Annotated in this window: 15 protein-coding genes; 9 read left to right on the forward strand and 6 right to left on the reverse strand. The window is 65.4% G+C overall.

The features are described 5' to 3' along the window. The first annotated feature begins 58 nt into the window (after positions 1–58). Genes gatC through J3E61_RS20055 form a run of 3 tightly spaced genes read left to right on the forward strand, consistent with a single transcriptional unit; the run spans position 59 to position 2,886 of the window. The gene (gene gatC / locus J3E61_RS20045; protein WP_192721290.1) at positions 59–358 is read left to right on the forward strand and encodes an Asp-tRNA(Asn)/Glu-tRNA(Gln) amidotransferase subunit GatC; all 300 of its coding nucleotides are present in this window, start codon (positions 59–61) and stop codon (positions 356–358) included. Beyond that, positions 355–1,836: an Asp-tRNA(Asn)/Glu-tRNA(Gln) amidotransferase subunit GatA gene (gene gatA, locus J3E61_RS20050; protein ID WP_210084714.1), complete on the forward strand. Its 1,482-nt coding sequence runs from the start codon at positions 355–357 to the stop codon at positions 1,834–1,836. The genes gatC and gatA overlap by 4 nt, the downstream gene beginning before the upstream one ends. Positions 1,837–1,854: 18 nt before the next feature. Continuing rightward, positions 1,855–2,886, forward strand: a complete 1,032-nt coding sequence (locus tag J3E61_RS20055; RefSeq protein WP_192721288.1) for an ATP-dependent 6-phosphofructokinase — start codon at positions 1,855–1,857, stop codon at positions 2,884–2,886. Positions 2,887–2,903: 17 nt separating this feature from the next. On the opposite strand, the gene J3E61_RS20060 is transcribed toward J3E61_RS20055, so the two are convergent. Beyond that, a complete protein-coding gene (locus J3E61_RS20060; protein ID WP_210084715.1) occupies positions 2,904–3,782 on the reverse strand; it encodes a polysaccharide deacetylase family protein in 879 nt (292 codons plus the stop codon). 64 nt (positions 3,783–3,846) lie between these two features. On the opposite strand from J3E61_RS20060, the gene J3E61_RS20065 reads away from it, so the two are divergent. After that, complete coding sequence (locus J3E61_RS20065) at positions 3,847–4,218, forward strand: MerR family transcriptional regulator (protein ID WP_210085633.1); 372 nt, start codon at positions 3,847–3,849, stop codon at positions 4,216–4,218. Between the two features lie 6 nt (positions 4,219–4,224). Here the strand turns inward: J3E61_RS20065 and J3E61_RS20070 are convergent, their stop codons facing one another. Together J3E61_RS20070 and J3E61_RS20075 are read right to left on the reverse strand one after the other, a co-directional pair. Further along, positions 4,225–4,575 (reverse strand): DoxX family protein, encoded by a 351-nt coding sequence (locus tag J3E61_RS20070; RefSeq protein WP_210084716.1) that lies wholly within the window; start codon positions 4,573–4,575, stop codon positions 4,225–4,227. After that, positions 4,572–5,270 carry an NAD(P)H-binding protein gene (locus tag J3E61_RS20075; RefSeq protein WP_210084717.1) on the reverse strand — a complete coding sequence of 233 codons (699 nt, stop codon included), beginning with the start codon at positions 5,268–5,270 and terminating at the stop codon, positions 4,572–4,574. The genes J3E61_RS20070 and J3E61_RS20075 overlap by 4 nt, the downstream gene beginning before the upstream one ends. A 74-nt stretch (positions 5,271–5,344) precedes the next feature. Between J3E61_RS20075 and J3E61_RS20080 the strand changes: the two genes are divergently transcribed. Both J3E61_RS20080 and gatB read left to right on the forward strand, forming a co-directional pair. Beyond that, a complete protein-coding gene (locus J3E61_RS20080; protein ID WP_210084718.1) occupies positions 5,345–5,818 on the forward strand; it encodes a MarR family transcriptional regulator in 474 nt (157 codons plus the stop codon). 23 nt (positions 5,819–5,841) lie between these two features. Next, positions 5,842–7,344 (forward strand): Asp-tRNA(Asn)/Glu-tRNA(Gln) amidotransferase subunit GatB, encoded by a 1,503-nt coding sequence (gatB, locus tag J3E61_RS20085; RefSeq protein WP_210084719.1) that lies wholly within the window; start codon positions 5,842–5,844, stop codon positions 7,342–7,344. A 12-nt stretch (positions 7,345–7,356) separates the two neighbouring features. Here the strand turns inward: gatB and J3E61_RS20090 are convergent, their stop codons facing one another. Next, on the reverse strand, positions 7,357–7,974 hold the full coding sequence (locus J3E61_RS20090; protein WP_210085634.1) for a TetR/AcrR family transcriptional regulator: 618 nt from the start codon (positions 7,972–7,974) through the stop codon (positions 7,357–7,359). Between the two features lie 100 nt (positions 7,975–8,074). On the opposite strand from J3E61_RS20090, the gene J3E61_RS20095 reads away from it, so the two are divergent. Together J3E61_RS20095 and J3E61_RS20100 are read left to right on the forward strand one after the other, a co-directional pair. Beyond that, positions 8,075–8,815 carry a 3-oxoacyl-ACP reductase FabG gene (locus J3E61_RS20095; protein ID WP_210084720.1) on the forward strand — a complete coding sequence of 247 codons (741 nt, stop codon included), beginning with the start codon at positions 8,075–8,077 and terminating at the stop codon, positions 8,813–8,815. A 5-nt stretch (positions 8,816–8,820) separates the two neighbouring features. Further along, positions 8,821–9,138 (forward strand): multidrug efflux SMR transporter, encoded by a 318-nt coding sequence (locus J3E61_RS20100; RefSeq protein ID WP_192721280.1) that lies wholly within the window; start codon positions 8,821–8,823, stop codon positions 9,136–9,138. A 13-nt stretch (positions 9,139–9,151) separates the two neighbouring features. Here the strand turns inward: J3E61_RS20100 and J3E61_RS20105 are convergent, their stop codons facing one another. Then, a complete protein-coding gene (locus J3E61_RS20105; protein WP_210084721.1) occupies positions 9,152–10,273 on the reverse strand; it encodes a PQQ-dependent sugar dehydrogenase in 1,122 nt (373 codons plus the stop codon). Between the two features lie 138 nt (positions 10,274–10,411). On the opposite strand from J3E61_RS20105, the gene J3E61_RS20110 reads away from it, so the two are divergent. Then, complete coding sequence (locus J3E61_RS20110) at positions 10,412–11,212, forward strand: DoxX family membrane protein (protein WP_192721278.1); 801 nt, start codon at positions 10,412–10,414, stop codon at positions 11,210–11,212. Here J3E61_RS20110 and J3E61_RS20115 read toward each other — a convergent pair. Then, positions 11,209–11,550, reverse strand: coding sequence for a PH domain-containing protein (locus tag J3E61_RS20115; RefSeq protein ID WP_210085635.1), 342 nt, complete (start codon positions 11,548–11,550; stop codon positions 11,209–11,211). The genes J3E61_RS20110 and J3E61_RS20115 overlap by 4 nt on opposite strands. Between the last annotated feature and the right edge of the window lie 212 nt (positions 11,551–11,762).

Consider the following 11,762-nt stretch of genomic DNA (forward strand, 5'->3'; position numbering starts at 1 on the left):
AGCATTCCGGCCACATGGCTCGCAGGTGCGGCCGCGGCGGTGACTAGGCTTGCCTGTCGTGTCCCAGATCTCCCGAGACGAGGTTGCCCACCTGGCGCGGCTCGCGCGCCTGGCGCTGACCGATGACGAGCTCGACAGCTACGCCGGCCAGTTGGACGCCATCCTCGGCCACGTCAGCCAGATCCAGGCAGTCGACGTCACCGGCGTGGAAGCCACCGACAACCCGCTGAAGGACGTCAACGTCTTCCGCCCCGACGTCGTCGAGCCGTGCCTGACCCAGGAGCAGGCGCTTGCCGAGGCGCCGAAGTCGGCCGAGGGCCGGTTCGCGGTGCCGCGGATTCTGGGGGAGGCGGAATGACCGAGCTGATTCGGCTGTCGGCCGCCGAGCTCGCGGGCAAGATCGCAGCCAAAGAGGTGTCGTCGGTTGAGGTCACGCGGGCGTGCCTGGACCAAATTGCCAAAACCGACGAGAAATACCACGCGTTTCTGCATGTGGCAGAGGACAAGGCGCTGGCTTCGGCAGCTGCCGTCGATGAAGCCGTCGCCGCAGGCGAGTCGCTGCCGTCGCCGCTTGCCGGTGTGCCGCTGGCGTTGAAAGACGTCTTCACGACCACCGATATGCCGACGACTTGCGGGTCGAAGATTCTCGAGGGCTGGACGTCGCCGTACGACGCCACGGTCACGGCACGGTTGCGCGCGGCGGGCATCCCGATCCTCGGCAAGACGAACATGGACGAGTTCGCGATGGGTAGCTCCACCGAGAACTCCGCGTACGGTCCGACCCGCAACCCGTGGAACGTCGACAGGGTGCCCGGCGGTTCGGGCGGCGGCAGTGCCGCAGCGCTTGCGGCATTCCAGGCGCCGCTGGCCATCGGATCGGACACCGGTGGGTCGATCCGTCAGCCCGCAGCGCTGACGGCGACCGTCGGGGTGAAGCCCACCTACGGCACGGTGTCGCGCTACGGGCTGATTGCGTGCGCGTCCTCGCTGGACCAGGGCGGGCCGGGTGCGCGCACGGTGCTCGACACCGCGCTGCTGCACGCGGTGGTCGCCGGGCACGACGCGAAGGATTCGACGTCGGTCGAGGCCGAGGTGCCTGACGTGGTCGCCGCCGCGCGCGCCGGGGCGTCCGGTGACCTCAAGGGCTTGCGGATCGGTGTGGTCAAGCAGTTGCGCGGCGACGGCTATCAGCCCGGTGTGCTCGCGTCGTTCAACGCGGCGGTCGAGCAGTTGACGGCACTGGGCGCAGAGGTCAGCGAGGTGGACTGCCCGCACTTCGATTACTCGCTGCCGGCGTACTACCTGATCCTGCCGTCGGAGGTGTCGTCGAACCTGGCCCGATTCGACGCGATGCGCTACGGACTGCGCGTCGGCGACGACGGCACGCACAGCGCCGAAGAGGTGATGGCCATGACGCGGGCTGCCGGTTTTGGCCCAGAAGTCAAGCGCCGCATTATGATTGGCGCATATGCGTTGTCGGCGGGGTACTACGACGCGTACTACAACCAGGCGCAGAAGGTGCGCACGCTGATCGCGCGTGACCTTGACGAGGCCTACCAAAAGGTCGATGTGTTGATCTCGCCTGCGACCCCGACCACCGCCTTCCCGCTGGGGGAGAAGGTGGACGACCCGCTGGCGATGTACCTGTTCGACCTGTGCACGCTGCCGCTGAACCTGGCGGGGCACTGCGGGATGTCGGTGCCCTCGGGTCTTTCGCCGGACGACAACCTGCCGGTCGGTCTGCAGATCATGGCCCCTGCGCTGGCCGACGACCGGCTCTACCGGGTGGGCGCTGCATATGAGGCTGCCCGAGGTCCGCTGCCAACCGCGATCTGACAGGGGAGGATGGGGGATATGCGCATCGGAGTTCTCACCGGAGGCGGCGACTGTCCTGGCCTGAACGCGGTCATCCGCGCGGTGGTGCGGACATGCGACGTACGCTACGGATCCTCGGTCGTCGGCTTCCTGGACGGGTGGCGCGGTCTGCTTGAAGACCGCCGCGTGCAGCTCAAAAACGACGATCGCAACGACCGTCTGCTGGCCAAGGGCGGCACCATGCTCGGTACCGCGCGCGTCAACCCCGACAAGTTGCGGGCCGGTCTGCCGCAGATCAAACAGACACTGGAAGACAACGGCATCGACGTACTGATCCCGATCGGCGGCGAGGGCACGCTGACGGCGGCGCACTGGTTGTCGCAGGAGAACGTGCCAGTGGTCGGGGTGCCGAAGACCATCGACAACGACATCGACTGCACCGATGTGACATTCGGACACGACACCGCACTGCAGGTTGCGACCGAGGCGATCGACCGGTTGCACAGCACTGCCGAGTCGCACCAGCGCGTGATGCTGGTCGAGGTGATGGGTCGTCACGCCGGCTGGATCGCATTGAATTCGGGGCTGGCGTCCGGCGCGCACATGACGCTGATTCCCGAGCAGCCCTTCGACGTCGAAGAGGTGTGCCGGCTCGTCAAACAGCGCTTCGTGCGCGGAGATTCGCACTTCATCTGCGTGGTCGCCGAGGGCGCCAAGCCCGCCGAGGGCACGATGAAGTTGCGACAGGGCGGCACCGACGAATTCGGACACGAGAAGTTCACCGGCGTGGCCGCGCAATTGGCCGTCGAGGTGGAGAAGCGGATCAAGAAAGACGTTCGCGTGACCGTTCTCGGCCATGTGCAACGCGGTGGCACGCCAACGGCTTACGACCGGGTGCTGGCCACTCGCTTCGGTGTCAACGCCGCCGACGCTGCGCACGCAGGCGAGTACGGAATGATGGTGTCGTTGCGCGGCCAGGAGATCGGCCGGGTGTCATTGGCCGACGCGACCCGTCAGCTGAAGCTGGTGCCGCAGGGCCGCTACGACGACGCCGCCGAATTCTTCGGCTGAGTTCTTTCGCGCGAGCGTCACGCGCACTCCGCTGACTCAGCGAGTGTCCGGGCGTAGTGGTCCGCTATTTCGTCGGCCGTGGTGATCCACACACCTGGGTGGTTGACAACGTAATCGAGTGCCTGGTCCAGATACTTCCGGCGGAAGGCCTGCCCGATGACGAATGGATGCAACGCCAGCGCCATCACCCGGCCGCTGCCGATGGAGTCTTCGTAGAGCTGGTCGAGCTGGTCCTTGACGATCTGCACGAAGTCGGACCCACTGAGGCTCTTGCCGACGAAGAGCCCAATATCGTTGAGCTCCACCGAATACGGGACGCTGAGCATCCCTGGCACAGACAGCGGGTACGGCTGGTCGTCATTGGTCCAATCGAGTACGTACTGCAGGCCGAGGTCGGCGAGGAGTTGTGGGGTGTGAAACGTCTCAGTCAGCGCGGGCCCCAGCCATCCCCGTGGACGGCGGCCGGTCGCTCTCTCGATGGTGTCGACCACGTCAGTGAGATAACCGCGTTCGGCGTCGATTGTCATGTCGGCCTGCAGCGTGGAGTTGTTCTTGCCGTGCGCCAGCCATGCCCAGTCGCGGGCCTGCCCGGCATGGATGATCTGCGGATAGCGTTCGGCAACATCGGAGTTGAGCAACACGCTGGGTCGGATGCCGTATCGGTCGAAGCTCTCGATCATCCGCCAGATGCCGACCCTCGTCCCGTAGTCGCGCCAGCCGTAGTTCAACGGATCGGGAACCAGGTTCGAGGTGTCGGAGTAGATGCTCGTCGCTGGTCTGTCGACGTTGAAGTGCTCGACGTTGAGCCCGACATAGAACGCGACCCTCGCATCGTGGGGCCACTGCAGTGCTGGCCGCTGAACAATGGGGGAGTACGCGAAGAGTTGGTTGTCCATGCCTCTATGCTCAAACCTTCACACCTATGTGAGGGTCAAAGAGTCGTCGTGTGAGGTGCACCACATGCGGATAGGTGAGCTTTCCCAACGTACTGGAGTTTCCCGTCGGCTTCTGCGCTATTACGAAGAGCAGGGACTGATCGCTGTCGCGCGCTGCGCCAACGGCTATCGCGACCATGACGCGCGCCTGGTCGATCAAGTGATCCAGATCCGGGGCCTGCTCGAAGGCGGACTGCCGACGCGGCTGATCAAGCAGATACTTCCCTGCCTGAAGACCCCGCGCGAAATTCACTTCGCTGAAGCGTCGCCGGAGATCATCGCGACGTTGGAGCGCGAGCGCGACCGCATGACCGAGCGCATCGATTTCTTGACGCGCAACCGCGACGCCATCGTCGACTATCTGAATGAGTTGCGGAAATGTGCTGCTCCCCAATGATTTCAGCTATGGCAGTGCCAGAGCAAGCGCCGCCACGTTGAGGCCCAGAAATCCGATCGCGAGCCCGAACTGCGCCCCGTAATCGCTTGCCCGGATGTGCGTATAGATGGCGCAGACGAAGAACAGCACCAATCCGATCGCCGCGCAAACACCGAGTGGGCGAAACACCAGTCCGGCCGCTAGTCCCAGTGCACCAAGCGTTTTCAGCGTTCCGATGGGAAAGGTCAGCCACGAGACGGGGACGCCTGCCTTCGCCATGCCCGGCATGATCGGCTGAAAGTGCAGCAGCGCTGCGGTCCCTGAGAATCCATTCGCGGCGATGGCGGTCAGTGTGACGACGAGGTAGGCGGTCGTCATGAGGCACTCTTGAACGCTTCTCGGCGGATCATCTGCCACATCGTCGGCGTGCCCTCGGTGGTGGAGACGACAACGGTCTTGCCCGCGGGGGATGCATCGTAAGCCAAGGCGATCAGGTAATCCGCCAAGTCGATACGAGCAGTGAACCCGCCGACCGGATCTACCTCGCCTGCAACGTAATTCGTGACCTCCGGCAAGTCGAACAACCCCGACGGCCGTACGACGGTCCAGTCCAGGCCGCTCGCCCGCACGATGTCCTCCATGCGGCGTTGATCGTCATACGTGGACTTGCCGATGGTGCGCGTGATCACCGGTTCGAAGATCCGCAACGACATCGGTGTGCCGATCCGGTTCGGGTAGTGGTATGCGCCAGTCGAACTCACCACGACCAGTCGGCGGACCTCTGTCGATCGCATCGCGTCGACGATGTTGCGCACGCCGACCGAGTATGTGTCGATGGGCCGGGTGCTGAACGGCACGCCCAACGTGGACACCACTGCATCGGCGCCGCGCACGACGTCGGAAAGTGACGACGGGTCGCGCACGTCGGCGCGGGCGACCGTGAGGTGCGGGTCGGCGATCGGGAAGTCATCCGGGTGCCGCGTGACGGCGACGACGGAGTGCCCCTTGTCGAGGGCCTGCCGGGTCACCAATCTGCCGGTCTGGCCGTTCGCGCCGAAAACCACGATGCTCATCGCTCCTCCTAATTGATCCCTGGACATGATTATCACTCTACGTGACTATCATCCGAAGTGCTAATGTCGAGCGCATGGCCGACCGCGAAGCCGGTATCGCCGGACTCCACCAGCGCATTCCGTTCCTGCTTTCGCAGCTCGGCGTGCACCTCGCCGACGATTTCGTGCATCGACTGGGGCCGTTGGGCGTCGAACCGCGGGCATACGCGGTGCTCAAGGCGTTGAGCGAGGACGACGGACGATCACAGCGCGAACTGTCGACCCAACTGGGCATCCACCGCAACGTGATGGTGACCGTCGTCGACAAGCTGGAAGGCGACGGGCTGGTCAAGCGCATGCCCCACCCCGCGGACCGGCGTGCGTTCGCGGTGACGCTGACCGACAAAGCCCGCGAGTTGCTGCCGAAACTGGACGCACAGGGCAGCGCGCAGGAAGACGAGATCACCGCATCGCTGACGGACGTCGAGCGCCGCGCTGTGTTGGATTACCTGCAACGGATGTCGAGAGCGGCGGGTCTGATCCCCGGTGTGCACCCCAAATTGGGCTAGCACGCTGCCACTAGGATCGAGCCATGACGATCGCCGCTGCTGAACTGGTCGACTACGACGACGTCGTCGCACGCTACGAGCCGGTGCTCGGCCTCGAGGTGCACGTCGAACTGTCCACCGAAACCAAGATGTTCTGCGGCTGTGCCAACAAGTTCGGCGCCGAACCCAACTCCCAGGTGTGCCCGGTGTGTCTCGGCCTCCCGGGGTCGCTTCCGGTGCTCAACCAGACGGCGGTGGAGTCGGCCATCCGCATCGGGTTGGCGCTCAACTGCGAGATCGTGCCGTGGTGCCGGTTCGCGCGGAAGAACTACTTCTATCCGGACATGCCGAAGAACTATCAGATCAGCCAGTACGACGAGCCGATCGCGATCAACGGCTACCTCGACGTCCCGCTCGACGACGGAACCACCTGGCGGGTCGACATCGAGCGGGCCCACATGGAAGAGGACACCGGCAAGCTCACCCACCTTGGCAGCGACACCGGCCGCATCGAGGGCGCGACGACATCGCTTATCGACTACAACCGTTCCGGTGTGCCGCTGATCGAGATCGTCACCAAGCCGATCGAGGGCACCGGCTCGCGTGCCCCGGAGATCGCCCGCGCCTACGTGACCGCTCTGCGGGACTTGTTGCGCGGCTTGGGTGTTTCCGATGTGCGGATGGATCAAGGCTCGATGCGTTGCGACTCCAACGTCTCGCTCAAGCCGACGGGTCAACAGGAGTTCGGCACCCGCACCGAAACCAAGAACGTCAACTCGCTGAAGAGCGTTGAGGTGGCGGTCCGCTACGAGATGCGCCGTCAGGCAGCCGTTCTCGATTCGGGTGCCCGAGTTCTGCAGGAGACCAGGCACTTTCACGAGGACGGCTACACCTCGCCGGGTCGCAGCAAGGAGACCGCGCAGGACTACCGCTACTTCCCCGAGCCGGATCTGGAGCCCGTCGCACCCGATGCGGGGCTGATCGAACGACTGCGGGGCACCATTCCCGAACTACCGTGGTTGCAGCGCAAGCGAATTCAAGAGGACTGGGGCATCTCCGACGAGGTGATGCGCGACCTGGTCAACACCGGTGCGATCGAATTGATCACCGCCACCGTCGCACACGGTGCGTCCAGCGACTCGGCCCGCGCATGGTGGGGAAATTTCTTGGTGCAGAAAGCCAATGAAGTAGGCGTCGAACTCGACGCGCTCGCCATCACCCCCGCGCAGGTGGCCGCGGTGGTCAAGCTTGTCGATGAGGGCAAGCTGTCGAACAAGCTGGCGCGCCAGGTCATCGAGGGTGTGCTGGCCGGCGAGGGTGAACCCGAGCAGGTGATGAAGGATCGCGGGCTCGAGGTCGTGCGCGACGACTCGGCGCTTCAGAGCGCCATCGACGAGGCGCTGGCCGCCAACCCGGACGTGGTCGAGAAGATCCGCGGCGGCAAGGTGCAAGCGGCCGGCGCGATCGTCGGCGCGGTGATGAAGGCGACCAAGGGTCAGGCCGACGCCGCGCGAGTGCGCGAACTGGTGCTCGCGGCTTGCAGCTGAAGGCGTGAACGTCTAGCGGTGTACCCCTTGACCAATGAGCCCGTCCCACGCGGAAATCGCCGACTCGGCGACGGCCGAAAGCTTTGATCGATCAGCGCCGTCGCGCGCCTGAATTGCCATGCCCTGGTTGACCGCACTGTAGAACGCGGCGATCGTCGCGGCATCGGCGCCTGCCGGGACGTCACCCTCGGCGATGCCGCGTTCGATGCGTTCTCGAAAGTCGTGCTCGGTGGCGATGCGCCACTCGGCGAGGTGCGCGTGCACGGCCTTGCTCTGCTCGGTGTAGGTGGTCGCGGTCAGCACGATCATGCACCCACTCGGCTTGTCCGGTGTGGTGTAGAAGATCGCGTTCTGGCGCAGAAACCCGCCGATCGCTTCCTTGGCAGTGGGTAGTTCCCGCAACGCCTTGACCGCGTCGACGCCTTCGGTTTCGTCGTAATAGGCGACCGCTTCTCGGAACAGCGCCTCTTTGCAACCGAACGCCGCATACAGACTCGGCGAGTTGATTCCCATCGCTGATGTCAGGTCCGAGATCGACGCGCCCTCATAGCCGTGTTTCCAGAAGACCTCCATGGCCTGGCGCAGGGCATGAGCGCGGTCGAAACTGCGTGGCCTGCCGCGAGCCGCCATGTCACACCCCATTTCTGTATCGAACGACACGAAATCTATTGACGAGTGTACCCTGGCGTGAGTAATTATGTATCGAACGACACAGAAAGGAAGAATGCGAATGTCTGAACTCACAGGCAAGGTGGCGTTGGTGACCGGCGGCAGCCGGGGGATCGGAGCGGCGATCGCCGCGCGGTTGGCGCAACTCGGTGCGGACGTGGCCATCACATACGCCCAGTCGAAGGAACGCGCCGACGAGGTCGTCGACGCCATCAAGGCGCATGGCAGCCGTGGGTTGGCCATCAAGGCGGACAGCGCGGTCGCGGACGACGTCGTCTCTGCCGTCGGACAGGTCGTCGATGAGTTCGGCCGCCTCGACGTTCTGGTGAACAACGCGGGCGTCTTCCCGTTCGGGCCAATCGAGGATGTTTCGCTCGAAGAGGTCGACCGCACGCTCGGCATCCATGCCCGCGCGGTATTTCTGGCCAGCCAGGCCGCGGTGCAGCACATGGCCAGTGGCGGTCGGATCATCAGCATCGGCAGCAATCTCGCTGAGCGCGTGCCGTTTTCGGGTGTCACCCTCTACTCGATGAGCAAGTCCGCGCTCATCGGCTTCACCAAGGGCTTGGCCCGCGACCTCGGTGAGCGCGGGATCACCGTGAACCTCGTGCAACCCGGGTCCACCGACACCGATATGAATCCCGCGCACGGCCCGACCGCCGACGGTCAGCGTGAACTTTCTGCGCTCGGGCAGTACGCCGATCCCACGGACATTGCCAACACAGTCGGTTTCCTCGCGGGCTCAGGCGCGCGGATGATCACCGGTTCGGTGGTCACCGTCGACGGCGGCACGAACGCCTGATCGCGATGCCATGGCTGCTCCTCGTCGGCGCCGGTCTGCTTGAAATCGTCTGGGCCACAGCGCTCAAGCACTCGTACGGGTTCACCCGGCCCTGGCCAAGCGCGATCGGCGTCGGCGGGGCGGTGGCAAGTTTCATCTTGCTCGCGCTCGCGCTGAGGCATCTGCCCGCGAGCACTGGCTATGCGGTGTGGGTCGGCATCGGCGCGGTCGGCGTCGTGATCGCAGGCGTGGTCCTGTCCGGTGAAACCGTCAGCGCGGCGCGGGCCCTGTTCCTGTCACTCATCGTCGTAGGGATCGTCGGGCTGCGCCTCGTCGAGAGCTGAAATCCGTTGCGCCTTAAGTGTTGTCGGCGTTGCTGCGCGGGAAGCCGCCGCCCTGCGGGAACAGCGGGAAGACGACGTCGTCGAGCTTCTCGGCGTCACCGGAAGTCTTGTTGACCGTGGCGCCCCACACGTTGCCGTCGGGCGCCAGTTGCAACGCCCACGCGTGACCGTGCTGATCCTGGCGGACCACTTCGGGTTCGCCGGTCACAGCGCCGGTGTCAGGTGCCAGCCGAACTGCGACCGTCTGCTTGGTGTTGACGAGATTCACGAGCACGGTGCCGTCGAGCGCCGCGCAGCCCGCTACGCCCGGACGGTCAGGCCACGTCCACACCGTCGACACCTTGGAGTCCTTGGTGATTCGCTGTAGTCGATCGGCGGTCGGGCTGCGGTCGGTGACATACAGGGAACCGTCCGACGGGTCGATGCACAGGCCGCCGCCCGCGCCCAACCCGGACAGCGCGGTGGTCTGCGGCGCTTGATTGATCGTGGTCGGTTGCTCGATGCGAAGCAGCTTGCCGGCCAGCGAGCCCGGGTCACCCGCCTGCGCGGCATTGCCCGCGTCACCGGTGAGCACGTCCAGCGTCGTCGGACTCGTGAAGATCAGCGCGCCGGTGTTACCGGTCGGACCCTTGGGAATGCCGGTCAGAATCGGCTTCGGAACGTCGCCGTCGGCGATGCGGATGACCCGATTGTCGGTGGGGGTGCTGACGTAGGCGTACATCAGCCGGTCCTGTGAGTACGTCGGCGACAGCGCAATGTCCATCAAGCCGCCGTCACCGGACGGATCGACCGGGATCACCAACTTGACCTTGGGTTCGGCGTGGGTCGACACCTCCTTGACCGCGCCGGCGGTCCGCTCGGCCACGAGCGCCGACTGGCTGTCGGGAAGCATGATCAGCCCGCTGGTGCTCTCCAGGCAGCCCTGCATGACGCCGGGCGCCGGGCATGCCTTCGGAAACGGCTTCGGCGGCAGCGGCGGCGGGGGCGGCGGGGTCGACGAGGGACCCGGCTTGAGTTCCGGTTCGGTGGTGAACGGCTGCGACTGCGCCTCATCGAAGCGGGCACATCCGGAGCCGACGAGCAACGCCGCACACAGCAGGACGATCACACCCCGCATGGGCCGGCGTCGTGTCATGCAGGCCAGGTTACGGATTGTTTGGCGATACGCGCCACGCGCCTGTCACGGCGTGGCCGATTCGACCTCGCGAATAGGGACGCCAAAGCGCCGCGCCAATGCTCGAATTGCGGGTGACGAGCACTTACCCTGGCAATCGTGACCAGTCAACCTGATCCACGCACCTGGCAGCGTCCGGCGTCTGCGAGCCTGGTCGACCCCGAGGACGATCTGCCGACCTCGAACTACGCCGGTGATTTCGAGACCACCGCGATCCCGCGCTACGACGCTGCCAAGTCGGCCGAGCAGCCGTTCGGCCTGATCAGCGACCCAGAGCCGTTGCCCTACGTGCAGCCCGGCGGCAGACATTCACTCGGCCCGTATGGCGCCGAGCCCGTCGAGATCGAGCCGGATGCCAATGATCAGGCCCGCGACCGCCGCGGCACCCAGGACTTCGGACTGCTCCTGCTGCGCCTCGCGGTTGCGGCGGTGCTCATCGGGCACGGCCTTCAGAAGGCCTTCGGCTTGTGGGGCGGCCCGGGATTCGGTGGGCTCCAGACGTCGCTCACCGACCAGGGTTTCAAGTACGCCGACATCTTGACCTATGTGGCGGCCGGCGGGCAGCTTGCCGCGGGCGTGCTTCTCGTACTGGGCCTCTTTACTCCTGTGGCGGCCGCCGGGGCGCTCGCATATTCGGTGACCGGCCTGTTGGCCGAGGCGATGATGGCCCACGAAGAGGCCAGGCTGGCGTCCTTCCTCACCGACGGCCACGAATACAAGGTCATCTTCGCGTGCGCGATCGCCGCGATCATCCTGATCGGACCTGGTCGCTACGGGCTGGACGCCGGCCGGGGCTGGGCGCGTCGACCGTTCGTCGGGTCCTTCATTGCGCTGGTGCTGGGCATCGGCGCAGGCGTCGCGGTGTGGGTGCTGCTGAACGGCGGCAACCCGCTGGCCTAGCCGTACGGGTTGGGCACGCGACCGCCGCTTGCCTCGGTCAACAGGGGCAGCGTCGAGAACGTCACCGCAGGCAGTCGCAGTTCGCTGCCGTCCTTGAGCTGCGCGTATGCCCACGAACTCCTGCCGAACCGCAGACCGGCGATGTCGTCCCATGAGACGGTCCGACTGGCCAGAAACGTGCGCACGGTGACTGCGTCGCGGTCGGCCGCCGTGCGGTAGCGGACGATGAACGCCGACAGCCCGATAGGAATGATGAGCAGCGGCGCGAACCACGACGGGCCGGCGAACACGACGGCCAGCATGCCGAGCGCGATGAAGCCAACGGCGAAATGCGCCATCGGCGAGATCCGGATGACGACGCGGGTCTGCTCGGGGTGGGCGGGCACTCAGCCATCTTCGCATTGGGTGGTGATTTGACCCGCTACCAGTGCGGAGGCTACGGTCGTCTGTTATGCAGACCCTGGCATTGCTCGTAGTAATTGGGAAGCGCGTTGATGCCGCGCTTGCCTTCTGCCGGGCATAGCACAAGCATCAACGCGCGACCCTCGTA

Source organism: Mycobacterium sp. OAE908 (assembly GCF_017872775.1).
Taxonomy (GTDB): Bacteria; Actinomycetota; Actinomycetes; order Mycobacteriales; family Mycobacteriaceae; genus Mycobacterium.

Coding starts and splice junctions, on each gene's coding strand:
- J3E61_RS20075 (WP_210084717.1), bottom strand. CDS start 5,270: ATGAGCATCGTGGTTTTCGGCGCGAACGGCCAGACCGGCAGATTGGTG.
- J3E61_RS20060 (WP_210084715.1), bottom strand. CDS start 3,782: ATGGACAACCAACTCTTCGCGTACTCCCCCATTGTTCAGCGGCCAGCA.
- J3E61_RS20065 (WP_210085633.1), top strand. CDS start 3,847: ATGCGGATAGGTGAGCTTTCCCAACGTACTGGAGTTTCCCGTCGGCTT.
- J3E61_RS20070 (WP_210084716.1), bottom strand. CDS start 4,575: ATGACGACCGCCTACCTCGTCGTCACACTGACCGCCATCGCCGCGAAT.
- J3E61_RS20100 (WP_192721280.1), top strand. CDS start 8,821: ATGCCATGGCTGCTCCTCGTCGGCGCCGGTCTGCTTGAAATCGTCTGG.
- J3E61_RS20095 (WP_210084720.1), top strand. CDS start 8,075: ATGTCTGAACTCACAGGCAAGGTGGCGTTGGTGACCGGCGGCAGCCGG.
- J3E61_RS20105 (WP_210084721.1), bottom strand. CDS start 10,273: ATGACACGACGCCGGCCCATGCGGGGTGTGATCGTCCTGCTGTGTGCG.
- J3E61_RS20115 (WP_210085635.1), bottom strand. CDS start 11,550: ATGGCGCATTTCGCCGTTGGCTTCATCGCGCTCGGCATGCTGGCCGTC.
- J3E61_RS20080 (WP_210084718.1), top strand. CDS start 5,345: ATGGCCGACCGCGAAGCCGGTATCGCCGGACTCCACCAGCGCATTCCG.
- J3E61_RS20090 (WP_210085634.1), bottom strand. CDS start 7,974: ATGGCGGCTCGCGGCAGGCCACGCAGTTTCGACCGCGCTCATGCCCTG.
- J3E61_RS20055 (WP_192721288.1), top strand. CDS start 1,855: ATGCGCATCGGAGTTCTCACCGGAGGCGGCGACTGTCCTGGCCTGAAC.
- gatA (WP_210084714.1), top strand. CDS start 355: ATGACCGAGCTGATTCGGCTGTCGGCCGCCGAGCTCGCGGGCAAGATC.
- gatB (WP_210084719.1), top strand. CDS start 5,842: ATGACGATCGCCGCTGCTGAACTGGTCGACTACGACGACGTCGTCGCA.